This window comes from Planosporangium spinosum (genome assembly GCF_049999945.1).
Lineage (GTDB): Bacteria > Actinomycetota > Actinomycetes > Mycobacteriales > Micromonosporaceae > Planosporangium > Planosporangium spinosum.
The window spans coordinates 286,329-307,850 of sequence record NZ_JBLYUB010000005.1 but is presented as its reverse complement, the minus strand read 5'-3'; the positions used below and the strand labels follow the sequence as shown (position 1 = coordinate 307,850).

20 protein-coding genes, 1 other RNA gene and 1 pseudogene are annotated in these 21,522 nt (G+C 70.5%); 11 read left to right on the top strand and 11 right to left on the bottom strand.

Annotated elements, in window-relative coordinates; genetic code table 11:
- Nucleotides 1–735, bottom strand: a complete 735-nt coding sequence (locus ACNTMW_RS09910; protein WP_426633124.1) for an XRE family transcriptional regulator — start codon at nt 733–735, stop codon at nt 1–3.
- Between the two features lie 441 nt (nt 736–1,176).
- Between ACNTMW_RS09910 and ACNTMW_RS09905 the strand changes: the two genes are divergently transcribed.
- From ACNTMW_RS09905 to ACNTMW_RS09885, 5 genes and pseudogenes are all read left to right on the top strand, one after another.
- The gene (locus ACNTMW_RS09905; RefSeq protein ID WP_426633123.1) at nt 1,177–1,371 is read left to right on the top strand and encodes a hypothetical protein; all 195 of its coding nucleotides are present in this window, start codon (nt 1,177–1,179) and stop codon (nt 1,369–1,371) included.
- Nucleotides 1,372–1,433: 62 nt separating this feature from the next.
- A complete protein-coding gene (locus ACNTMW_RS09900; RefSeq protein WP_426633122.1) occupies nt 1,434–1,745 on the top strand; it encodes a hypothetical protein in 312 nt (103 codons plus the stop codon).
- Entirely contained in the window at nt 1,742–3,514 is a 1,773-nt protein-coding gene (locus ACNTMW_RS09895; RefSeq protein ID WP_426633121.1) for an FtsK/SpoIIIE domain-containing protein, read from the top strand. Before ACNTMW_RS09900 ends, ACNTMW_RS09895 begins: the two co-directional genes overlap by 4 nt.
- Before the next feature lie 159 nt (nt 3,515–3,673).
- Nucleotides 3,674–3,808, top strand: a complete 135-nt coding sequence (locus ACNTMW_RS09890; protein ID WP_426633120.1) for a hypothetical protein — start codon at nt 3,674–3,676, stop codon at nt 3,806–3,808.
- A 12-nt stretch (nt 3,809–3,820) separates the two neighbouring features.
- Nucleotides 3,821–4,855 (top strand): annotated as a pseudogene (locus tag ACNTMW_RS09885) (recombinase family protein); the annotation flags it as partial.
- 56 nt (nt 4,856–4,911) lie between these two features.
- Here the strand turns inward: ACNTMW_RS09885 and ACNTMW_RS09880 are convergent.
- The 8 genes from ACNTMW_RS09880 to ACNTMW_RS09845 all read right to left on the bottom strand — a co-directional run bounded on the left by ACNTMW_RS09880 (nt 4,912) and on the right by ACNTMW_RS09845 (nt 11,688).
- Nucleotides 4,912–5,295 (bottom strand): hypothetical protein, encoded by a 384-nt coding sequence (locus ACNTMW_RS09880; RefSeq protein WP_426633119.1) that lies wholly within the window; start codon nt 5,293–5,295, stop codon nt 4,912–4,914.
- Between the two features lie 224 nt (nt 5,296–5,519).
- Nucleotides 5,520–5,894: a transfer-messenger RNA gene (gene ssrA, locus ACNTMW_RS09875) on the bottom strand.
- 105 nt (nt 5,895–5,999) lie between these two features.
- Nucleotides 6,000–6,476, bottom strand: a complete 477-nt coding sequence (gene smpB / locus ACNTMW_RS09870; RefSeq protein WP_426633118.1) for an SsrA-binding protein SmpB — start codon at nt 6,474–6,476, stop codon at nt 6,000–6,002.
- A gap of 88 nt (nt 6,477–6,564) precedes the next feature.
- Nucleotides 6,565–7,842, bottom strand: coding sequence for a peptidoglycan DD-metalloendopeptidase family protein (locus tag ACNTMW_RS09865; protein WP_426633117.1), 1,278 nt, complete (start codon nt 7,840–7,842; stop codon nt 6,565–6,567).
- 145 nt (nt 7,843–7,987) lie between these two features.
- Nucleotides 7,988–8,863, bottom strand: coding sequence for a permease-like cell division protein FtsX (ftsX, locus tag ACNTMW_RS09860; RefSeq protein WP_426633116.1), 876 nt, complete (start codon nt 8,861–8,863; stop codon nt 7,988–7,990).
- 79 nt (nt 8,864–8,942) lie between these two features.
- Nucleotides 8,943–9,623: a cell division ATP-binding protein FtsE gene (gene ftsE, locus ACNTMW_RS09855; RefSeq protein ID WP_426633115.1), complete on the bottom strand. Its 681-nt coding sequence runs from the start codon at nt 9,621–9,623 to the stop codon at nt 8,943–8,945.
- Nucleotides 9,624–10,032: 409 nt separating this feature from the next.
- Nucleotides 10,033–11,154 carry a peptide chain release factor 2 gene (gene prfB / locus ACNTMW_RS09850; protein WP_426633114.1) on the bottom strand — a complete coding sequence of 374 codons (1,122 nt, stop codon included), beginning with the start codon at nt 11,152–11,154 and terminating at the stop codon, nt 10,033–10,035.
- Nucleotides 11,155–11,172: 18 nt separating this feature from the next.
- Entirely contained in the window at nt 11,173–11,688 is a 516-nt protein-coding gene (locus ACNTMW_RS09845; RefSeq protein WP_426633113.1) for a PadR family transcriptional regulator, read from the bottom strand.
- 389 nt (nt 11,689–12,077) lie between these two features.
- Between ACNTMW_RS09845 and ACNTMW_RS09840 the strand changes: the two genes are divergently transcribed.
- The 6 genes from ACNTMW_RS09840 (at nt 12,078) to ACNTMW_RS09815 (ending at nt 18,890) form a co-directional block, all read left to right on the top strand.
- Nucleotides 12,078–13,274 carry an ROK family transcriptional regulator gene (locus ACNTMW_RS09840; RefSeq protein ID WP_426633112.1) on the top strand — a complete coding sequence of 399 codons (1,197 nt, stop codon included), beginning with the start codon at nt 12,078–12,080 and terminating at the stop codon, nt 13,272–13,274.
- Nucleotides 13,275–13,322: 48 nt separating this feature from the next.
- Nucleotides 13,323–14,675 carry an ABC transporter substrate-binding protein gene (locus tag ACNTMW_RS09835; protein ID WP_426633111.1) on the top strand — a complete coding sequence of 451 codons (1,353 nt, stop codon included), beginning with the start codon at nt 13,323–13,325 and terminating at the stop codon, nt 14,673–14,675.
- 118 nt (nt 14,676–14,793) lie between these two features.
- Nucleotides 14,794–15,789, top strand: a complete 996-nt coding sequence (locus ACNTMW_RS09830; RefSeq protein WP_426633110.1) for a carbohydrate ABC transporter permease — start codon at nt 14,794–14,796, stop codon at nt 15,787–15,789.
- Entirely contained in the window at nt 15,786–16,619 is an 834-nt protein-coding gene (locus tag ACNTMW_RS09825) for a carbohydrate ABC transporter permease (protein ID WP_426633109.1), read from the top strand. The genes ACNTMW_RS09830 and ACNTMW_RS09825 overlap by 4 nt, the downstream gene beginning before the upstream one ends.
- Before the next feature lie 4 nt (nt 16,620–16,623).
- Nucleotides 16,624–17,889 carry a 6-phospho-beta-glucosidase gene (locus tag ACNTMW_RS09820; protein WP_426633108.1) on the top strand — a complete coding sequence of 422 codons (1,266 nt, stop codon included), beginning with the start codon at nt 16,624–16,626 and terminating at the stop codon, nt 17,887–17,889.
- Nucleotides 17,886–18,890: an N-acetylglucosamine kinase gene (locus ACNTMW_RS09815; protein ID WP_426633107.1), complete on the top strand. Its 1,005-nt coding sequence runs from the start codon at nt 17,886–17,888 to the stop codon at nt 18,888–18,890. The genes ACNTMW_RS09820 and ACNTMW_RS09815 overlap by 4 nt, the downstream gene beginning before the upstream one ends.
- A gap of 49 nt (nt 18,891–18,939) precedes the next feature.
- Here the strand turns inward: ACNTMW_RS09815 and ACNTMW_RS09810 are convergent, their stop codons facing one another.
- Nucleotides 18,940–19,725 (bottom strand): tryptophan 2,3-dioxygenase, encoded by a 786-nt coding sequence (locus ACNTMW_RS09810; protein WP_426633106.1) that lies wholly within the window; start codon nt 19,723–19,725, stop codon nt 18,940–18,942.
- Between the two features lie 74 nt (nt 19,726–19,799).
- Nucleotides 19,800–21,431 carry an L-glutamate gamma-semialdehyde dehydrogenase gene (pruA, locus tag ACNTMW_RS09805; RefSeq protein ID WP_426633105.1) on the bottom strand — a complete coding sequence of 544 codons (1,632 nt, stop codon included), beginning with the start codon at nt 21,429–21,431 and terminating at the stop codon, nt 19,800–19,802.
- Nucleotides 21,432–21,522 lie beyond the last annotated feature (91 nt).

Sequence of the window (21,522 nt, the reverse complement as noted above, 5' to 3'; positions counted from 1 at the left end):
TCACTCCAGCGGGGTCGCGCCGTTCCAGACGCGGTCGAAGCTCTCCAGGTACGTCGTCACCATGTCACCGCCGGCGATGCGGCGCAGGTGCAGCACCGGGGCCTGCGACGCCGGGAACTGGTAGATATGCGTGTTGACCAGTACCTGATCGTCGGCCCGGTAGATCGAGTTGTAGAGCACGGTGTCGTGCAGCCGGAACTCGACGCCGTCGATCTCACGCAGCGGCGCGTACAGCACGAGGGCGTTCCTGATCTTTCCCGCCATCGTGTCGCCGATGCCCTCGTCCGCGCCGCGTTGCGCGACCGACTCGCAGTCCGGGTTTCCGAGCAGGATGCGGATCCTCGCCCCGGCGTCGACCTTCTTGCGGAAGACGCGCTGCACTCCCGCGTCCTCGGCCAGGAACAGACCGCTGTACACCAGCACGCCGATCTCGCGCTCGGCGTTGTCGAAGAAGTTGCGCCACAGGTCCGACGGAACCGTCCACCGGTGCGGGTAGATGTTGACGATCTCGCTTTCGGAGGCGTTGGCGACCTGGTCACGGGTCAGGGCGTCCGGCCAGAGGTACGCCTCGTCGACCCCGAGATGCGCCGCGACCGCGTACCGGTGCCGCCGGTACGGTATCCGGCCACCAATCCAGCGTTCCACGCTCTTCGGATCGACGTCGAGTGCTGCGGCGAGTTCGGCTGGGGTGATGCCCCGCTCAAGCAGTGTGGTGCGCAGGCGATCGTTCGGCATCGTCATCTCAAGGTAGGACGTCCCGGCCAGAGGCTCACGATAGGCGAGACATCTTCGATACGTCCAGCCATGCCCTGACCACGTCCCGTGTGGTTGCCGCACTCTCAATGGCATCGGCGCAGGCCGCGCCGACAAAGCCGAGCCGCTACACCCGCCGAGATCCGAATTTGATCGCCGTAGCCAACAGCCGAGAATCTGAACATGATGTACATGTGCAGATAGGCGGTCGGTCGCTGACGCGGGTGGCGTGGCTCCCCACGGAAGGAGGTACGTCATCACCGCCTGTCGCAATCCGGCCAACGATCCCCGCTGCCTCTGCGGAGCCGGACTGGACGACGACCGCTCGACGCTGTGCCGCAAGTGTTCCGCCCGGAATCGCTGGCAACGCCGCAAGCAAGGCACCCGGCGACACGAGCGCCCCGATCAGGAAAGGGGCCGCCGGTGATCCTCTCGGTATCGGCCGCGCTGGTCGCCGGCCTCCTGGTCTACCTGCTCTGGCGGTACGCCCGCCTGCCGCTGTGGCAGGCCGCCGTCTGCGCGCTCTTCGGGTACCTGTTGGCGACTTCGTCGCTGGCGCCCTACATCAACGACGGCCTGCACTCGGTGGCCCGTTTCATCTCCCACCTGCACCTGTGACCGGCACCGCCAACGCGCGCCCGAACCCTTGTCTCCCAACGAAAGGAGGTCCGCCCCACCGCATGACGTCGACACCGAAAGCACCACACCCGACCCTCGATGAGGAGGCCGTCCGACACCACCTGCGCACCGCTCTCGACCGCCGGACCCCGCTCGCGATCTGGACCGCCGTCGCCGACATCCCCGTACTCCTCGCCGAGGTCGAACGCCTCGCCTCGCTGCTCACCTGGGCCCGTACCGAGTTCGCCAACCTGCTCGCCGCCGCGTACGCGACGCTCGCCGCCGAGCGCGACGGCGAAGCCGATCCCCTGTCATACCTACGCGACGAGGTGTCCGCTCACGCTCCCGACAGCCTCGCGGACGGTGACCGGTGAGGGCCTACGGACGTCGGCACCGCCGCTGGCGCAACCACAACGCTCAGCCCCTGATGCTGGTGACCGACGAACCGCGTCTGCTCAAATCACTCGCGGCGGCCGGGCGGCTGCTGTTCCGGTACCGCTCGGAGCTGGCGCCGCCCGCGACGGCGGCCACGCTCGACCTCGGCGCGCTGTGGCTGCACCACGCCCACCCCGGTACGTGGCCATGGCTGCTCGCCACGACCGGCGCCGCCGCGCTGCTCGCGCTGACGCACGGTGCGCCCTGGGGCGTCGACCGGCGCGAGGAACGCCGGTATGCCGCCGTCACGACGGCCCTGGCCGGTGGCTGGCTCGCGGCCGCGACGGCGCTCGGCCCCGCACACGACCCGCTGCAACCCGCTCTGTTACTCGCCACGGTGGCGGCCGGTGTGCCCTGGTGGGCGCACCGGCGCCGCCGGGCCCGGGTCCGGGTCGACCGGACCATCCAGGCGTGGCCCGAGCTGGCCGAGGCGGCCGGGCTCGCCGGTTCCCGCGTCCTGTCGGCCGTGGTGGACGTGTGGGGCTGGCGCGCCCGGGTGGCGCTGCGCGGTGGCCAGACGGTGGCCGACGCGGTGGCCCGGGTCCCCGCGATCGAGTCCGGTCTCGGCACCCGTCCCGGCGCGGTCCGGGTGGAGGCGGACCCGGCCCACGCCGGCCGGTTCCTGCTGCGGGTGCTCGCCGCGGATCCGCACGCCGAGGCGGTGCCGTGGGCGGGGCCGGCGATCGGGTCGGTGGCCGAGCCTGTCCCGCTCGGCGTGTTCGAGGACGGGACCGACGTCCGGGTACCGATCCTGCGCCGGCACGTGCTCGTCGGCGGTATCGCGGGATCGGGCAAGAGCGGAGTGCTCAACGTTCTCGTCGGCAACCTTGCCGCGTGCCAGGACGCCGTGCTGTGGGGCATCGACCTCAAGGGCGGCATGGAGCTGCGCCCGTGGGCGCCCTGCCTGGCCCGGCTCGCCACGACCCCGGACGAGGCGACGGCGCTGCTGCGCGACGCGGTCCGGGTACTTGAGGCGCGCGCTCGGGCGATGGGTGAGGACGCGGCGCGGCTATGGGTACCGGAGTCCCACGCACCGGCCCTGGTGATCGTGATCGACGAGTACGCCGAGCTGGCCGAGAACGCACCAGCCGCCGTCGAGTTCGCCGACTCCGTCGCCCGGCGCGGCCGTGCCGTAGCGGTGACACTGCTCGCCGCCACCCAGCGACCGACCCAACAGGCGATGGGCAAGGGCGCCGTGCGCTCACAGATGGACGTACGGGTCTGTCTGCGGGTCCGGGAGCGCCGGGACGCGGATCTCGTCCTCGGTCAGGGCATGGTCGCGGCCGGCTGGCTCGCGCACACGCTCGACGCTCCCGGCAAGTTCCTCGTGTCGGCCGAGGGGCTGTCCGATCCCCGTCGCGCCCGCGCGTACCTCGTCACCGACGACGACGTACGCGCGACCACCGCCCGGTACGCCGAGACCCGGCCCGCCCTCGACCGGCTCTCCTCGACCGCGATCGAGGCCGCCGACGAGCCGGAGGCGATCACCGGACCCCACGACCAGGACGACCCGGAGCGGATCCTGTGGGACGCGCTCCGGGCCGCCCCGGACACCGGCCTGTCCATCCCCGAACTCATGAAGCTCACCGGAATGAGGCGCACATGGATCTACGACCGCATCCAGGCGCACCCCGCCGACGTCCAGGCACATCAGGTCAGCCGGGGCCGGTGGCGCGCCACCGACGCCCACCACTCCCCCGGTGCGTAGCCGAGCCCGTCCGCGTCCGCGCGGACGTCCGTCCACTCGCGCGCGTCTGCGCCGTAACACGCGCGGACGGACGACGGACGGACGTCCGCGCGGAACGCGCGCCCGCCACGCCACGAGCAGAAAGGAGGCGCCCACGAAACCGACCGCCACCGAAGCGACATGACGAGGCGCAGGACACGCGTCACCCCACGGACCCGGCGCCGAATCCGGGTGGACGAGGACCTCCTCGTCCAAGCCCTGGTCCTCATCGCCGAAGAGATCACCCGACAGCGCACGCATCCCGACAACACCTGACGGAGGAACGACATGGCGCCCAGCACGCGCCACCACGACCGGCCGACGAGCACCGCCCGCAAGCGCGCCTTCAGCTACCTGCGCGTCTCGTCGGCCGGTCAGGTCAACACCGACTACGACCCCGAGGGCATCTCGCTGCCCGCCCAGCGTTCGGCGATCCAACGCCGCGCCGCCGAGCTGGGCGCCGACATCGTCGCCGAGTTCGTCGAGCCGGGCCGCTCAGCGACCTCGGTTGACGGGCGGCCGGTGTTCCAGGAGATGATGGCCCGCCTCAAGGCCGAGCAGAGCATCGACTACGTGCTCGTGTACGCCCGGTCACGGCTGCACCGCAACAGCATCGACGCCGCGATCACCAAGCGGGACCTACGCCGAGCCGGCGTCACGCTTATCTCGATCATGGACTACACCGAGGACAGCGCGATCGGTGACCTCGTCGCGACCGTGCTGGACGGCGTCAACGAGTACCAGTCCCGGGCGTCGGGCGCCGACATCGCGTACAAGATGGGCCAGAAGATCATGCGGGGTGGGTCCGTCGGCCGCGCGCCGATCGGCTACCTCAACGTGCGGGAGACGTTCGAGGGGCGCGAGGTCCGGACCGTGGCGGTCGACCCGGAGCGTGGCCCGCTGGTCCGGATGGCGTTCGAGCTGTACGCCACCGGCACGTACGGGTTCCATGCGCTGATCGAGGCGCTGACGGACGCGGGGCTGCGCACCCGGCCGACACGCCGCTACCCGGCCGGGACGCCGATCTCGATCAACTCACTGGGCAACCTGCTGCGCGACCGCTACTACCTCGGCTACGTCACCTACCGGGGCCGGGAGTACCCGGGGCGGCACGAGCCGCTCGTCTCCCCTGAGGTGTTCGATCGGGTGCAACAGATGCTCGCCGCTCGCCGCGCCGGTGGCACCCGGGAGCGCAACCACAACCACTACCTCAAGGGCACCGTGTGGTGTCACCGTTGCCACCGTCGCCTAATGATCATGCGGGGCAAGAGTCACACCGGTGAGCTGTACTTCTACTACTTCTGCCAGGGCCGGCAGCAGCACACCTGCGACCTTCCCTACCTGCCGGTGGCGCACGTCGAGGCTGCCGTGCTCGACAACTACGCCACGGTGACCCTCCCCGCCGAGCTGCGCGAGCGGATCGCCGACCGCCTGGACGCGGCACTGTCCAGCTCCGCCAGAACCCGCGAGGAACTTCGGGCGCGCGTCACCGCACAGCTCGCGAAGCTCGACGCGCAGGAGGACCGGTTCCTCGACCTGGTCGGCGACCCGGACTGGCCGCAGGCGAAGATCGCCGCCCGGATGCGCGCGATCCGCGACGAGCGGGACCGGCTGGCCCGGCAGCTCGACGACGGCGAGGCGCCGGGGTTGGACGCCGCCCGGGAGACGCTGGCGTACCTGCTGGACCTGCTCGCCGACCCGCAGGAGCTGTACCGGCAGGCCAGCCGCCGGGCCCGGCGCGTACTGAACCTGGCGTTCTTCACCCGGATCTACCTCGACGCCGACGATGACGGCCCCTACGTCGCCGCCGACGAGCTAGGCGAGACGGTCGCGCCGCTGGTCGAGGTCGCGCGGCAGCCGCTGGACAAGGTGACATGCCCACCGGCCGCAAACGCCAGCGGCGGCGCCACCCTTCCGGGTAACGCCGCCGCTGCTGGGCAACTCCTCCGCGCCGCTCTTGCCGACGTCGGTTCGAGTAGCCCCTCTCTGGTGGAGGTGCCGGGAATCGAACCCGGGTCCTTCGTCGTGTTGCCAGGGCTTCTCCGAGCGCAGCTCGCTATGCCTCTACTCGGCCCCTCCGATCACGCGAGCGAGTCGGTGTGACGGGCCCAGTCGCGATTCATCTCGCCGCACGAGCCCCGCGACAGGGCTCGATTGGCCAGCCTTCTAGCTGATGCCGGCAAACCGGGGCGAAGGCGTCCCCGGACCGACAAGCTCATCCCTAGCCTCAGGCGGCGAGGGCGAGCTGATCGCGCTTGATATTGGCGCTTATTTTTTCCCGACGACTGATTCACGAGACAACGTCGGCTTCCTCGGCTCGCTTCACCTGCCTCGACGCACGAAGTCGAAACCAGTCACCCCCGTGATCGTTGCAGTGTTGCTGGTACTGCAGGGCTGCTTGCGGCAGCTATATCAGTCTAACGCCCCAGTGGCCGAGATTCATCCCGCCGGCCCAGGGAGACCTGGGTCACTCCATGCCCTTGCCGCGGCGGCCCACCGCCTTCTGGATCTCCCGGTTGGCGTCGCGCTTGGCCAGGTCCTGCCGCTTGTCGTAGGACTTCTTACCGCGCGCCAGGCCCAACTCGACCTTGGCCCACCCGTCGGAGAAGTACACCGACAGCGGCACCAGCGTCAGGCCGCTCTCCTGCAACTTGCCGACCAGCCGGGAGATCTCCAGCCGGTTGAGCAGTAGCTTGCGGACCCGCCGCGGCTCGTGATTGGTCCAGGTACCCTGCGCGTACTCCGGGATGTGCATCCCGTGCAGGAACACCTCACCGTTACTGACGTGACCGAACGCGTCCACCAGCGACGCCCGACCCGCCCGCAGCGACTTGACCTCGGTGCCGGTCAGCGCCATGCCAGCCTCGTACGTGTCGAGGATGGTGTAGTCGTGGCGCGCCTTCTTGTTGGACGCGACCACCTTGCGACCTTTCTCGCGCGGCATCGCCCCCACCTTCCCTGAACCGGTGCGCAACCACACAATGCTACCCGGCGGCGCACCTCACCGGCGAACGAGATCATCCCGGGACGGGTCAGCAGAAGCAGCCGGGCAGCCAGGACAGCGGGTTCTCCGGCGTACCGTCGCGGCGCACCTCGAAGTGCAGGTGCGCGCCGGTCGACGCGCCGGTCGAGCCGACCCGGCCGATGAGCTGCCCGCGGTGGACCGTCTGCCCGGCCGACACCAGGATCGCCGACTGGTGGCCGTAGCAGGTGGCGAGATCGCGGCCCTGGTAGTTGCCGTGCGAGATGCAGGTGTAGTTGCCGTACCCGCCGTTCCAACCGGCCCGGACCACCCGACCGTCGGCGGCGGCGTAGATCGCCTGCCCCATCGGCGCGGCGATGTCCACGCCGGCGTGCAGCTGCCACACCTTGTAATAGGGGTCGTAGCGCATACCGAAGTCGCTGGACTTCCAGCCGGCGGTGGGCATGATGAAGAACGCGCCGCCGCCCGAGGGCGGGGTGGCGTCGCGGGGCGGACTCGCTCCCCCGCCGCTGTTACCGCCCCCGCTGTTGCCGCCGCCGTTGTTGCCGCCGCCGCTGTTCTCGCGCTGGCGGGCCGCCTCGCGTAGTTCGGCGGCGATCCGGTCGCTCTCGGCCTTCAGCGCGTTGTAGCTGGCGAGGACCGCCGACCGCTCCTGGTCGGCCACGGCCATGGCCTGCTGGCGCTGGGTGACCAGGTTCTGTACGTCCGCGGCGGCCTGCTCGGCCGCCGCCGCGGCGGCCCGCGACGCCGACAGGGCCTGCTGGGCCTGCAGACGGCTCTCATCGGCGCGCCGCCGGGCCGCCTCGGCGGCGTTCTCACGGTCCTTGGCCTCCCCGCGGGCCACCGTCAGCGCGGTGAGCGCGCGGCTCTGCGCCGCCGCGATCTCGTTGAGGTACCCGATGCGGTCGAGGAAGTCGGTGGGCGAGCCGGACTCGAGGATCGCATTGATGGCGAGGAAGCCGCTGCCCTGGTAGGTCTGCGACACGAACTCACCCACCTGGGCCCGGGCCTGGTCGACCTTGACGGCCGCCGCCTCGAACCCCTTGGTCGCCTCGGCCTTGGTCGCCTCCGCCGCCGCTGCGTCGCGGTCGGCCTGGCGGGCCACCACCTCGGCGGCGGCGACCCGCCCCTGCGCGTCGGCGAGCGCGCTCTGCGCGGTCGGCAGCTGCGCGTTGGCCTGGTTGTACTGGGCCACCGCCTGCTGAGCGCGCGCGGTGGCCGCCTCCAGGGTGGAACCGGTGCGTGCCAGATCGGCGTCGACGCGACTCTTGTCATCGGACGGGGCGGCGCCGGCCGGCACCGCCCCGAGCAGCGTCACTGCCACCACCAGGGCGATTGCCGACGCGGCGCCACCCGGACGGCTCGTACGAGACCTATCCAACGGTAACCCTCCAGTAGTACTAGAGAGTTACCGTACGCCATGAATAGGGCTTAAGAGTGCATCTTGGCTAAAACGGACTAAATAGAATGTGTCAGACGCGCACGTAGAACCGGAGCGTGACCCAGCCGGCGACCGCGTTGACCGCCGCACCCACCCCGGCGAGCAGCGGCAGCATCAGGTAGACGTTGCGGTCGGGAATCGGCGGGAACACGTTCTGCAGCGCCTTCAACGAGCCGTCGAGGAAGAAGTTCTTCGACACCCACAGCGCGATGAAGGCCAGGATCGCGCCGATCAGGCCCGCGAACATGGCCTCCAGGACGAACGGCGCCTGGATGAACCAGTTGGACGCGCCGACCAGCTTCATCACCGCGACCTCGCGCCGCTTGCTGTACGCCGCGATCTGGATCATGTTGCCGACCAGCAACAGGGCGGCGAGCCCCTGGACGACGGCGACGACCAGCGCGGCGTTCTGCAATGAGTTGAAGATACCGAAGATCTTCCCGAGCAGTTTGCGCTGGTCGATGATCTCGCTGATCCCGTCCCGGCCGTTGTACTTGTCGAAGATCGCCTGGAACTTCGTGGCGTCCCTGAGCTTCACGCGGAACGACTCCGGCAGCGAGTCCGGCTTGGTCGAGCTGACCAGCGCGGGCGCGTCCTTGAACTGGTCCTGGAAGCGCTGGTAGGCGACCTCGCGGCTCTCGTAGATGACGTTCTGCACCAGTGGGTCACTCTTCAGGTCGGACTGCAACGACGCGCGCTGCTCCTCGGTGACCTCGTTCTTGAGGAAGATCGAGACCTCGACCTTGCCGTAGAAGAAGTCCTGCATGCTGTTGACCTGCATGTACAGCAGCAGACTGGCGCCCAGCATGGTGAGCGAGACCGCCATCGTGATCATCATGGCGATCGTCATCGTCACGTTGCGCCACAGTCCGGTGACGACCTCGGACAGGACGTACTTCGCGCGCATCCGGCGGGGTTCCTTCCCAAAGTGTTACGCGTTCGGCTCGGCTTACGACTTCGTGACACGGGCCGGCCGGCCCGGCAGGTCAGCCGTAAACGCCGCGCGGCTGGTCGCGGACGATCCGTCCGCTCTCGATCTCAACGACCCGGCGCCGCATCTGGTTAACGATGTTGGAGTCGTGGGTCACCATGACGACAGTCGTACCGGTCCGGTTGATCCGGTCGAGCAGCCGCATGATCTCGATGGACGTGTCCGGGTCGAGGTTTCCGGTCGGCTCGTCGGCAAGCAGGATCAGGGGGCGGTTGACGAACGCGCGGGCGACCGCGACGCGCTGCTGCTCACCACCGGAGAGCTCGTGGGGGTACCGGTGCTCCTTGCCGCCGAGCCCGACCAGCTCCAGCACCTCGGGGACGACGCGGCGCGCCACTCCCTTGGACTTGCCGATCACCTCCAGCGCGAACGCCACGTTCTCGTACGCGGTGCGGTTGGGCAGCAGGCGGAAGTCCTGGAACACGCAGCCGATCGAGCGTCGGAAGCTCGGGATCTTCCACGACCGCATCGTGGTGACGTCACGGTCGTTGACGTACACCTTGCCCGCGTTGGGGGTGATCTCGTGCAGCAGGAGCTTGATGATCGTCGACTTGCCGGAACCGGAGGGACCGATGAAGAAGACGAAGTCGCCCTTGTCGATCGACACCGATACATCGTCCAGCGAGGGCCGGGACGCCTTGGGATACGTCTTCGTCACATGCTCGAGCTGAATCACGGGTCGTGAGTCTACGCGGGGTGACCGAAACGCCAAAAGCGTCTGAGTGTGACGGCATGCGTTCGCCCGAAATACGTGCCCAAACGGTCAGCCCGATCCGTGTCAGTGCAACGGCTCGACTGCGGGGCGTGACATCGCCCATTCCGAGGCGGCCACGTTCATGCCGAGGCGGCCACGTTCATGCCGAGGCGGCCACGTTCATGCCGAGGCGGCCACGTCCATCATCGCCCGCCCCGGCCCAGCGCACCACCCGAGCGCCGGACACGCCTCCACACGCCCGGCGTGCGCTCAAGATCCTCGCAATGTCGCGAACATTGCTGCTATCCGACGCCGGGTAGCAGCAATGTTCGCGACATTGCGAGGATCTTGGAGCTGGGCAGCGCGGCCGGGGCGGGAGTGCGGTGTGGCGTCAGTTGACCCCGGCGGCCATCTCGCGCTGCTTGCGCCAACGGATGCCGGCCTCGATGAAGCCGTCGATGTCGCCGTCGAAGACCGCCGTGGGGTTGCCCGTCTCGTGCTCGGTGCGCAGGTCCTTGACCATCTGGTACGGGTGCAGCACGTACGAGCGCATCTGGTCACCCCAGGAGCCGGCCACGTCGCCGCGCAGCGCGTCCAGCTTGGCCGCCTCCTCCGCCCGCTTGAGCGCCAGCAGCTTGGACTTGAGCACCGCCATCGCGGTGGCCTTGTTCTGCAGCTGGGACCGCTCGTTCTGGCAGCTCACCACGATGCCGGTGGGCAGGTGGGTGAGCCGGACGGCCGAGTCGGTGGTGTTGACGCCCTGCCCGCCGGGGCCGCTGGAGCGGTAGACGTCCACCCGCAGCTCGTCCTCGGGGATCTCGATCTCGTCGGTCTGCTCGACGACCGGGACGGTCTCCACCGCGGCGAAGCTGGTCTGGCGCCGACCCTGGTTGTCGAACGGGCTGATCCGCACCAGCCGGTGGGTGCCCGCCTCGACCGACAGGGTGCCGTAGGCGTACGGCGCCTTGACCGTGAAGGTGGCCGACTTCAGCCCCGCCTCCTCGGCGTACGAGGTGTCGTAGACCTCGGTCGGGTAGCCGTGCCGCTCCGCCCACCGCAGGTACATCCGCAGCAGCATCTCGGCGAAGTCGGCGGCGTCCACACCACCGGCGCCGGAGCGGATGGTCACCACGGCCTCGCGGGAGTCGTACTCCCCTGAGAGCAGGGTGCGGATCTCCAGCTCCTCGATCGCCCGGCGCAGCGATTCGATCTCCGTGCCGACCTCGGCCAGCGACGACGTGTCGTCCTCGGCCTCGGCGAGCTCGAGCAGGACCTGGGCGTCGTCGAGGCGCGACCGCAGCCGCTCCAGCTTGTTGATCTCGCCCTGCGCGTACGACAGGCGCGACGTGACCTGCTGCGCCCGCACCTGGTCGTCCCAGAGGTCGGGCGCGGAGGCCTGCTGCTCCAGGTCGGCCTTGTCCCGACGGAGCCGGTCGAGATCCAGGACGGTCTCGATGTTGCGGAGGGTGGCGTCGAGCTGCTTGAGGGCGTCGGAGTAGTCGGCAACGGTCACGCCGTCAAGCGTAGTCTGCTATTTCCCCGGGGCCGATTTCAGCCACGACAGGGCGGCCTTGTGGTAGGCCACGGCGAAGTCCAGGGCCGCCGCGTTGAACTCGTCGCCGGCCTTCCGGGTGTCCCGGGCCTGCTCCCGCGCCTCGGCCAGGGCCACCGTGTGGTACTCGGTGGCCTGCTCGTAGAGCTCCTGTAGCTGGGCGGCCGACTGCATGGCGCCGAACGCGACCCGCAGTGCCACCGGGTTGCGCAGCGCCTCCCGCCCGGACGGCTCGGCGAGCCAGCGGGCGAACGCGCGCTTGCCGGCCGGTGTGATCGCGTACGGCTGGCTGGAACGGGCACCCGGCTTGCCGAGCCGGACGTACCCCATGTCGGCCAGCGCCGGCAGCTCGCGGTAGACCTGGCTGCGGGTCATCGACCAGTAGGGCCCGAGCCGACGCCCGGCGGCGGCCATCAACTGACCGCCGGTCATGGGACCGTCGTGCAGCAGCCCGAGCAGCGCCGCGGCCGTCGCATTGAGACCTGATTCCGCCATAACTCCACGCTCCCATCTATTCGGCCAGGCGTCCAGGATTTGGCAGAATCCACAAAGAACAGTCTGTGCGCGACAGTCGTAATAGGACCAGTTCCTTCAATATAACCCCTGATCAGCGCAGGTGTAACCGTGGTCCGGGCGTATTGGTCAACTGTCGCCCGAATGGGTGAAACTGTCTCGCGTTCTCGATACCTTTAGTCAGGCTGACAGCGACAACCGGACGACAACGTTGCTGCCCCGATACGGCCGCTCGACCCATCAAATTTCGCAAATTACCGACGGTACGGGTCTGTACCCGCGCGGCGACCCGGACGAGACTCTTGACAGCCGGACCGAAGCGCGCCTACGGTCCTGGCAATTGTTAGTCAACCTACCTTACTGTTGGAGCGATGGTGACCCGCCTCGCCGGATCGTCCAAGCTGCTGCGCGCGATGAACGAGAGCGCCGCGCTCTCCCACCTCCTCGACCGCGGCCAGCTCACCCGGGCTGACCTGCGGGAACTCACCGGCCTCTCCAAACCCACGATCTCCGAGGCGCTGCGCCGGCTCACCGACGCCGGCCTCGTCGGCGTCGTGGGGCACGTCAGCGGCGGCCCGGGCCCCAACGCCGAGATCTACGCCGCCAATCCCGACGCCGCGTACGCCGTCGCCGTGTCCGTACGCGACAGCGGCGACGCCGGCGACCCGTCGCTCACCGCCGCCGTCAGCGACCTGTCCGGCCAGGTACGCGGGCGCGCGGAGGTCGCGGTGGACTTCCTGCGTACCGACCCGGTCACCGCGGTCGCCGGGATCGTCGACCGGCTGCGCGGCGAGGCCGGGATACCCGCGGACCGGCTGGTGCACGTCCAGCTCGCCGTCGCGGCCTCGTACGACGCGCGGACCGACGCGATCCACCACGTCGGCGTGCCCGGCGGGTGGAACCGGCCCGGCCTCGTCGGCGAGATCCGCACCCGGCTGGGCACCCGGGTGGGGGTGGACAACGACGTCAACCTCGCCGCGGTGGCCGAGCGCCGGCGCGGCGTGGCCCGCGACGCCGACGGGTTCGCCCTGCTGTGGCTCGGCGAGGAGGGCCTCGGTCTGGCCATCGACCTCGGCGGCACGCTGCTGCGCGGGGCCCGCGGCGGCGCGGGCGAGATCGGGTACATGCCGCTGTTCGCCCCCGACGGCGTGGACCGCAAGGTCGACCTCCAGGACCTCGTCGGCGGCCCCGCCGTGCTCGCGCTCGCGGCCGAACACGGTATCCGGGAACGCACCGCGGCGGCGGCCGTAGCGGCCGCGGTGGCCGGCGGGGAGCCGTACGCGGTGTTCCTCGCCGCGCTCGCCGACCGGGTCGCGGTCGGCCTGGCGGCGGTGGTCGCGGTGCTCGACCCGCCGCTGGTGGTCCTGGCCGGCCAGGTCGCACAGGCCGGCGGCCCGGCGCTGGGTGAGGCGGTCACGGCGGCGATGGGGCAGGCCGCGCCGCTGGAGACCAGTATCGCGGTCACCGCGATCACCGACGACGCGGTCCTCCTCGGCGCCCTCGACGCCGCGCAGGCCGCGGTACGCGAGGCGCTGATCGCCTCGGTGCACGACACCACCACCGCCTGACCCGCTCCCCCAACCCCCACCCATCCGTCGCTTCCGAGAGGAAACCCGATGACCGGTCGACGGCGCGGTTCCGCGCGCCCTCACGCGCCTCGGCGGGCACTGACCGTGCTCACCGCGGCGGCCACGGCCGCGCTCCTGGCGGCAGCATGTACCCCGGCACCGAAGCAGAACGGCATCGCCAAGGCCGGTACGGAGGCCTCGGGCACGGTGGAACTCTGGCACTTCTTCACCGAGCGCGAGGCCGCGGCGATCGACGGCGTGATCAAGGACTTCCGGACCAGCCACCCGAAGATCAAGGTCGTGGTGAAGTCCGGCCAGGACGACTCGAAGGTGACCCAGGCGATCGGTGCCGGCAAGGGGCCCGACGTCGGCCTGTCGTACTCCACCGACATCGTCGGCACGTTCTGCTCCTCCGGCGCCTGGCGCGACCTCACCCCGTACCTGGAGCGCGACCACGTCGACATGTCCCGGTTCAACGCCGCGACCAGGCAGTACACCGAGTTCCAGGGCAGGCGGTGCGCGATGCCGGTGCTGGCCGACGCGTACGGCATCTACTACAACAAGAAACTGTTCGCCGAGGCCGGCATCGCCGGCCCGCCGAAGACGCTCGACGAACTGGCCGACGACGCCAAGAAGCTGACCAAGCGCAACCCCGACGGCAGCATCCAGACCGCCGGCTTCCTGCCGCTGTTCAACTTCTACGAGAACTCCCCCGCGCATCTCGCCCCCGCCGTCGGCGCCAGGTGGCTGGCGGGCGACGGCAAGTCCGCGATCGGCACCGATCCGGCCTGGCAGAAGTTGCTGACGTGGCAGAAGGACCTGGTCGACTGGTACGGCTACAACAACCTGGAGAAGTTCCGGGCCAGCCTCGGTGACGAGTTCAGCCCGGACAACGCGTTCCAGAAGGGCCAGGTCGCGATCAACGTCGACGCCGAGTTCCGGATCGCCTTCGCCAAGGACCAGGCCAAGGACCTGGAGTTCGGCGTCGCGCCGCTGCCCACCGCCGACCCGTCGCTCTACGGCAGCGGCTACATCACCGGCAACATCGTCGGCATCTCGAAAAGCTCGAAGAACCCCGAGGCGGCCTGGGAGCTGATCAAGTACCTGACGGCCGACAGCAAGACGATCGTCCGGCTCGCCAACGAGCTCAAGAACGTGCCGACCACGACCGACGCGCTGAGCGACCCCGGGCTCCAGACGGAACCGGAGTTCAAGACGTTCCTCGACGTCTTCAACCACCCGAAGTCGTCCACCACCCCGCCGTCGCCGTCGGGACCGGCGTACCAGGAGACGTTCCAGAAGTTCCTGGACTCCTGGCAGTCCGGCAAGGTCACCGACCTGCGCGCGGGGCTGGTAGACGTCGACCGGCAGGTCAACGCCGTCAGCAACCTCGGCCGCTAGCCATGAGCGAGCGCAGCGAGCGAATCATGGGGTCAGCGCCGTGGTGCCTCATGGCAGAGCCGAGCGCCAGCGAGGCTCTGTCATGAGCGAGCGCAGCGAGCGAATCATGGGCTCTGTCATGAGCGCTTCCGCCCCCTCGGTCCCGGGCCGGCGCGCGTCCGGCCGGCCCGGGCCGCGGGCCCGCCGGACGCCGGCACGCCTGCGGCAGCGCCTCACGGTGCTGTCCTTCATCGCGCCCGCGCTGGTCGGCATCGTGGTGTTCTTCCTGTACCCGCTGGCGTCGGCGGTGTACTTCTCGTTCACGAAGTTCGACCTGTTGTCCGCCCCCGAGTGGGTGGGCCTGCGCAACTATCGTCACCTGGCCGAGGATCCGTTCCTGCTCCAGGCGGCCCGGAACACGCTCTGGCTGGTCGTCGTGCTCGTACCGGTCCGCATCGCCGCCGCGATCGGCACCGGAGCGCTGCTCACCTCGCTGCGCCGCGGCGCGGACGTGTACCGCACGATCTTCTACCTGCCGGCGCTCGTACCACCGGTCGCCGCGACCATCGCGTTCGTGTACCTGTTCAAACCGGGCAGCGGGCCGGTCAACGTCGTCCTCGGCCATCTCGGCGTCGACGGGCCGCTGTGGTTCAACTCGCCGACCTGGGCCAAGCCCTCGCTGGTCCTACTGGGCCTGTGGGGCGTCGGCGACGTGATGATCATTTTCCTCGCCGCGCTGCTCGACGTGCCGCAGAGCCTGTACGAGGCGGCCGCGCTGGACGGCGCGGGGGCCGTGAAGCGGTTCCGGTACGTCACGCTGCCCTCGATCTCCCCGGTGATCCTGTTCGCGGCGGTCACCGGCGTGATCTACACACTCCAGTACTTCACCCAGGCGGCCGTCGCCGGGTCCGTTGCCAGCGGGCAGGCCACCACCGGCGCCGGGATCTCGCAGAACTTCGGCTACCCCGAGGGCTCCACGTTCACGTACCCGCTGTGGCTGTACGTCGTGGGCTTCCGCTACAGCGCCCTCGGCTACGCCAACGCGATGGCCGTCGTGCTCTTCGCCGTCGCGCTCGCGGTCACCGTGCTGCTGATGCGCCGCGGCCGGGCGTTCTCCGGGGAGGGGGCCGCATGACCACACGCCCGAGCGGTGTGCTCGTCTGGGTTGCCCGGCACAGCGTCGCCATCGCGTGCGCGATCATGTTCCTGACCCCGGTCGGCTACCTGGTCCTGATCTCGCTGATGTCCAGCGACCAGGCGCTGACCAGCGACTACTGGCCCCGGACCTGGCACCCGGAGAACTACGTCCGGGTACTTTCGTCCACCCCGCTGCCGCGCTACCTGCTCAACACCGTGATCTACGCGGTCCTCGCGACCGGGCTGATGCTGCTGGCCAGCGTGCCCGCCGCGTACGCCCTGGCCAAGCTGCGCTGGCGCGGTCGCAACGCCATGTTCCTCACCGTGGTCTGCATGATGATGCTGCCTCCCCAGGTCGTGACGGTGCCGCTGTACCTGATGTGGGCCCGCTACGGCCTGACCGGCTCGCTGTGGCCGCTCATCATCCCGATGCTCTTCGGCGACGCGTTCTCGATCTTCCTGCTACGCCAGTTCCTGCTCACGATCCCGCCGGAGTACCTGGACGCCGCGCGGGTGGACGGCTGCGGCGAGTGGCGCGCCCTGCTGCGGGTCGTCATCCCGATGGCCCGGCCCGGCATCGCGGCGGCCGCGCTGTTCCAGTTCTTCTACGCCTGGAACGACTACTACGGGCCGCTGCTGTACACCAGCGAGAACGAGTCGAACTGGACGCTGTCGCTGGGGCTGGCCTCGTTCCACTCGGTCCACCACGTGGACTGGAACCTGGTCACCGCGGCCACGGTGCTGACCATGGCCCCGATCATCGTCATCTTCTTCTTCGCGCAACGCGCGTTCGTACAGGGAGTCACGTTGACCGGGGTGAAAGGCTGAACGCATGAGAATCGCTGTCGTGGGGGGCGGGTCGACCTACACCCCCGAACTCGTCGACGGGTTCGCCCGGCTACACGGCTCGGGGCTGGCGGTCGAGGAACTGGTCCTCGTCGACCCGGCCGCCGAGCGGCTGGCGGTCGTCGGGGCGTTCGCGAGCCGGATCTTCGGCCACTACGACCACCCCGGCCGGGTCACCTGGACCTCCGACCTGGACGCCGGGCTCGACGGCGCCGACGCCGTCGTGATCCAGCTCCGCGTCGGCGGCCAGGCGGCCCGCATCAGCGACGAGACGTTCCCCCTCGACTGCGGCTGCGTGGGCCAGGAGACCACCGGCGCGGGCGGGCTGGCCAAGGCCCTGCGTACCGTGCCGGTCGTCCTCGACGTCGCGGCACGCGCGGCCAGGCGCGCCAAGCCGGGCGCCTGGATCGTCGACTTCACCAACCCGGTCGGTATCGTCACCCGCGCCCTGCTCGACGCCGGGCACCGCGCGGTGGGGCTGTGCAACGTCGCGATCGGCTTCCAGCGCCGGTTCGCCCGCCTGCTCGACGTCGCGCCCGAGTCGGTCGTGCTGGACCACGTCGGTCTCAACCACCTCACCTGGGAGCGGGCCGCCTACGTCGACGGCGTCGACCGGCTGCCCGTACTCCTCGCCGCGCACCTGGACGAACTGGCCGAGGAGGTGCAGATCCCCGCGCCGGTACTGGCGGCGCTGGGCTGTGTCCCGTCGTACTACCTGCGCTACTTCTACTGCCACGACGAGGTGGTACGCGAAGAGCGGGGCGCGGCCACCCGGGGCCAGCGCGTCGCCGAGATCGAGGCGGAGCTGCTGGAGATGTACCGGGACCCGGACCTGACGACCAAGCCGGAGCTGCTCGGCCAGCGGGGCGGGGCGTTCTACTCCGAGGCGGCGGTCGGCCTGATCGCCGCGCTGCACGGCCTCGACCCCGACGGTGTGCACTCGGTGAACGTCCGCAACAACGGCACCCTGCCGAACCTGGCCGACGACGCGGTGATCGAGGTCAGCGCCCGGGTCGGCGTCGGCGGACCGGTCGCGCTGCCGGTCCGGCCGCTGGCGCCGGAGCTGGCCGGCCTGGTCGCCGCGGTCTCCGGGTACGAGGAGCTCGCCGTCGACGCCGCGGTGCGCGGCGGCCGGGAGCGGGTCTACCGGGCGCTGCTGGCACACCCGCTGGTCGGCCAGCACGAGTACGCCGAGGCGCTCACCGACGCGCTGCTCGCGGCGAACGCCCAGCACCTGGCGTGGGCCCGGTGACGCCGCTCTTCCTCGCGGTCGACGGAGGGAACTCCAAGACCGACGTGGTGCTCGGCACGGTGACCGGCACGGTGCTCGCGTTCGCCCGCGGGCCCGGTTCGTCGCCGCACAGTCTCGGGGTGCCGGGCGCGATGCGGCTGCTCGACTCGCTCGTCGCGGACGCCCGCGCCGCGGCCGACCTGCCCGCGGGTACCCGCGTCGACCAGGTCTCGGTGTACCTCGCCGGCGCCGACCTGCCGGTCGAGGTGCAGCGGCTGCACGCCGCGGTGGACACGATGGGCTGGGCGCGCTCGTGCGTGGTGGACAACGACACGTTCGCGCTGATGCGGGCCGGCACCGCCAGCCCCGACGCGGTGGCCGTGGTCTGCGGCGCCGGCATCAACTGCGTCGGCCGGACCACCGACGGGCGCAGCGCCCGGTTCCTGTCGCTGGGCGAGATCTCCGGCGACTGGGGTGGCGGCCAGCACCTGGCGGAGCTGGCGCTGTGGTACGCCGCGCGGGGCGAGGACGGCCGGGGCCGCCCCACCGCCCTGTCGGCGGCCGTCGCCCGGCACTTCGGCCGGCCAACCGTGGAGAGCGTCAGCGAGGGGCTGCACCTGGGCGAGATCCCGGTCGACCGGGTCGGTGAGCTGAGTCCGGTGCTGTTCGCCGTGGCCGCTGCCGGGGACGCGGTGGCCGGCGAGGTCGTCGGTCGCCAGGTCGAGGAGGTACTGGCGCTGCACCGGGTCGCCGCCGGCCGGCTCGGGCTGCGCGACGCGCCGCACGCGGTCGTCCTGGGCGGTGGTGTGCTGCGCGCCCGGCACCCGCAACTGCACGAACCGGTCCTCGCCGGCGTCCGGGCGTACGCGCCGCGCGCCGAGGTGACCGTGGTGACCGCCCCTCCGGTGGTGGGCGCCGCGCTGCTCGCCCTCGACGCGCTCGGCGCCGGTCCCGGGGCCGAGCCGGCGTTGCGGGCCGCGCTGCGGCGGCCCCCCGACACGCGGCTGCCCCGGACGGCCTGACGGTGTGCGCCCGGCGGGCCTCGGCCGGCCCGCCGGGCGCACCGACGGGCTACAGCCGGCTGCGCATCTCCCACAGCTCCGGGTAGAACCGCAGCTCGACCCGCGAACGCAGGTACGCCCCGCCGGCGCTGCCACCGGTGCCCGGCTTGGTGCCGATCTGCCGCTCGGCCATCAGCACGTGCCGGGCCCGCCACAGCGACCACGCCTGGTCGTGGTCGACCAGCGCCTCCGCGAGGTCCCACAACTGGCCGTAGCGCTCCCGGTCACCGGCTATCGCGGCGTACGCCTCGAAGCGCTCCTCGGCGGTGCCGACCGCGAACCCGGCCTTGGACAGCACCGCGAGGAAGGCGTCCCACAGGCTCGGCTCGTCGAGCCGCCGCAGCAGCCGGGTCTGCTCACCCTCGCTCAGCCCCCGGAACCGGCTCAGGTAGGACGGGTCCTTCAGCCCGGACAGGAACTCGATCTCCCGGAACTGGCTGGACTGGAAGCCCGACGCCGGCGCCAGCTTGTTGCGGAACGCCAGGAAGTCCTGCGGCGTCATCGTGTCGATCACGTCGACCTGGCCGACGAGGACCCGTTCGATGACGCGGCAACGCTCCAGGCGTACCCGGGGCAGGTAGGTCTCCCCGGCCAGCATCCGGTCCCGGGCGTCGGTCAGCTCCCAGAGCAGCAGCTTGAACCACAGCTCGTACGCCTGGTGGATGGTGATGAACAGCAGCTCGTCGTGGGCGGCCGGGTCGGACTCGGGCACCTGCTGGTCGAGCAGTTCCGCCACCCGTAGATAGGTGCCGTACGTCAGCCGGCCGCCCTGCTCACCGAAGTGCGGGTCGCTCATCGTGCCGCCTCACTCCGGTCCGCGCCACGGCGAGGCTCCCGCCGACGGTGCCTACTGGCTCGCTCGCTCACGCCTCACGCACCCATGTGGGGGTAGGTGTGGTCGGTCGGCGGCACGAAGGTCTCCTTGATCGTGCGGGGCGAGACCCAGCGCAGCAGGTTGTGCCACGACCCGGCCTTGTCGTTGGTGCCGCTGGCGCGGGCGCCGCCGAACGGCTGCTGGCCGACGACCGCGCCGGTGGGCTTGTCGTTGATGTAGAAGTTGCCCGCCGCGTAGCGCAGCGCCTTCGCCGCCCGGTCGATCACGGCGCGGTCGGTGGCGAAGATCGAACCGGTCAGCGCGTACGGCGCCACCGACTCGGCCTGGCGCACCACCTCGTCGAAGTCGCCGTCGTCGTAGACGTGCACGGCGAGGATCGGGCCGAAGTACTCGGTGGTGAACACCTCGTACGTCGGGTCGGTGCACTCCACGACCGTGGGGCGGACGAAGTAGCCGACCGAGTCGTCGGCGGTACCACCGGCGATCACGGTGCAGGAGTCGGTGTTCTTGATCCGGTCCAGCGCCGCGGCGTTACGGTCGAACGAGCGCTTGTCGATCACCGCCCCGCCGAAGTTGGTGAAGTCGGTGACGTCGCCGTACGCCAGCGAATCGGTCGTCGCGACGAGCCGGTCGCGCAGGCCGCCCCGCCACAACGAGGCCGGCACGTAGGCGCGCGACGCGGCCGAACACTTCTGCCCCTGGTACTCGAACGCCCCCCGGACCAGCGCGGTGGCGAGGCCCGCCGGGTCCGCCGAGGCGTGCGCGATCACGAAGTCCTTGCCGCCGGTCTCGCCGACCAGGCGCGGGTACGTGCGGTAGCCGGCGATGTTCTCCCCCACCGTCCGGGTGAGGTACTGGAAGACCTTGGTGGAGCCGGTGAAGTGGATCCCGGCGAGGTCGGGATCTGCCAGCGCCACCTCGGACACCGCCAGCCCGTCCCCGGTGACCATGTTGATCACACCGGGCGGGAGCCCGGCCGCCTCCAGCAGGCGCATCGTGAAGTGCGCGGCGAACTGCTGGGTCGGCGCCGGTTTCCACACCACGGTGTTGCCCATCAGGGCGGGCGCGGTGGGCAGGTTGCCGGCGATCGCGGTGAAGTTGAACGGCGTGATCGCGTAGACGAAGCCCTCCAGCGGCCGGTGGTCCAGCCGGTTCCACACGCCCGGCGACGACAGCGGCTGCTCGGCGAGGATCTTGGAGCCGAAGTACACGTTGAAGCGCAGGAAGTCGATGAACTCGCAGGCGGAGTCGATCTCGGCCTGGACGGCGCTCTTGGACTGGCCCAGCATCGTGGCGGCGTTGAGGGTGTCTCGCCAGGGACCGGAGAGCAGGTCGGCGGCGCGCAGGAAGACGGCGGCCCGCTCGGCGTACGGCAGGTCACGCCACATCGGCGCCGCCTCCTTGGCGGCGGCGACGGCGGCCGCGGCGTCCTCGGTGGTGGCGTTGCGGGTCACGCCCAGCACGTGCGCGTGCCGGTGCGGCTGCACGACGTCGATCGCGTCACCGCCGCCGAGGCGCTGCCGGCCTCCGATGGTCATGGTGAGGTCGAGCCGGTCGGCGGCGAGTTCGGTGAGCTTGCGCTGCAGGCTGGCGCGCTCGGGACTGCCCGGCACGTAGCCGCGCACCGGTTCGTTGCGCGGTTCGGGGACAGCGAAGACAGCATCCATGACACGCTCCTACGTCGATCTCGGCAGCATTGGCGAGGCCGGGCCCATCCTCGCACGCGTTCGCGGCCGGCCCGAACCGACCATGATCCGC

Bases quoted from the DNA above. Each gene is read 5' to 3' on its own strand.
- ACNTMW_RS09910 (WP_426633124.1), bottom strand. From the start codon at position 735: ATGCCGAACGATCGCCTGCGCACCACACTGCTTGAGCGGGGCATCACC.
- ACNTMW_RS09900 (WP_426633122.1), top strand. From the start codon at position 1,434: ATGACGTCGACACCGAAAGCACCACACCCGACCCTCGATGAGGAGGCC.
- ACNTMW_RS09890 (WP_426633120.1), top strand. From the start codon at position 3,674: ATGACGAGGCGCAGGACACGCGTCACCCCACGGACCCGGCGCCGAATC.
- smpB (WP_426633118.1), bottom strand. From the start codon at position 6,476: ATGCCGCGCGAGAAAGGTCGCAAGGTGGTCGCGTCCAACAAGAAGGCG.
- ftsX (WP_426633116.1), bottom strand. From the start codon at position 8,863: ATGCGCGCGAAGTACGTCCTGTCCGAGGTCGTCACCGGACTGTGGCGC.
- ACNTMW_RS09845 (WP_426633113.1), bottom strand. From the start codon at position 11,688: ATGGCGGAATCAGGTCTCAATGCGACGGCCGCGGCGCTGCTCGGGCTG.
- ACNTMW_RS09840 (WP_426633112.1), top strand. From the start codon at position 12,078: ATGGTGACCCGCCTCGCCGGATCGTCCAAGCTGCTGCGCGCGATGAAC.
- ACNTMW_RS09835 (WP_426633111.1), top strand. From the start codon at position 13,323: ATGACCGGTCGACGGCGCGGTTCCGCGCGCCCTCACGCGCCTCGGCGG.
- ACNTMW_RS09830 (WP_426633110.1), top strand. From the start codon at position 14,794: ATGAGCGCTTCCGCCCCCTCGGTCCCGGGCCGGCGCGCGTCCGGCCGG.
- ACNTMW_RS09825 (WP_426633109.1), top strand. From the start codon at position 15,786: ATGACCACACGCCCGAGCGGTGTGCTCGTCTGGGTTGCCCGGCACAGC.
- ACNTMW_RS09820 (WP_426633108.1), top strand. From the start codon at position 16,624: ATGAGAATCGCTGTCGTGGGGGGCGGGTCGACCTACACCCCCGAACTC.
- ACNTMW_RS09810 (WP_426633106.1), bottom strand. From the start codon at position 19,725: ATGAGCGACCCGCACTTCGGTGAGCAGGGCGGCCGGCTGACGTACGGC.
- pruA (WP_426633105.1), bottom strand. From the start codon at position 21,431: ATGGATGCTGTCTTCGCTGTCCCCGAACCGCGCAACGAACCGGTGCGC.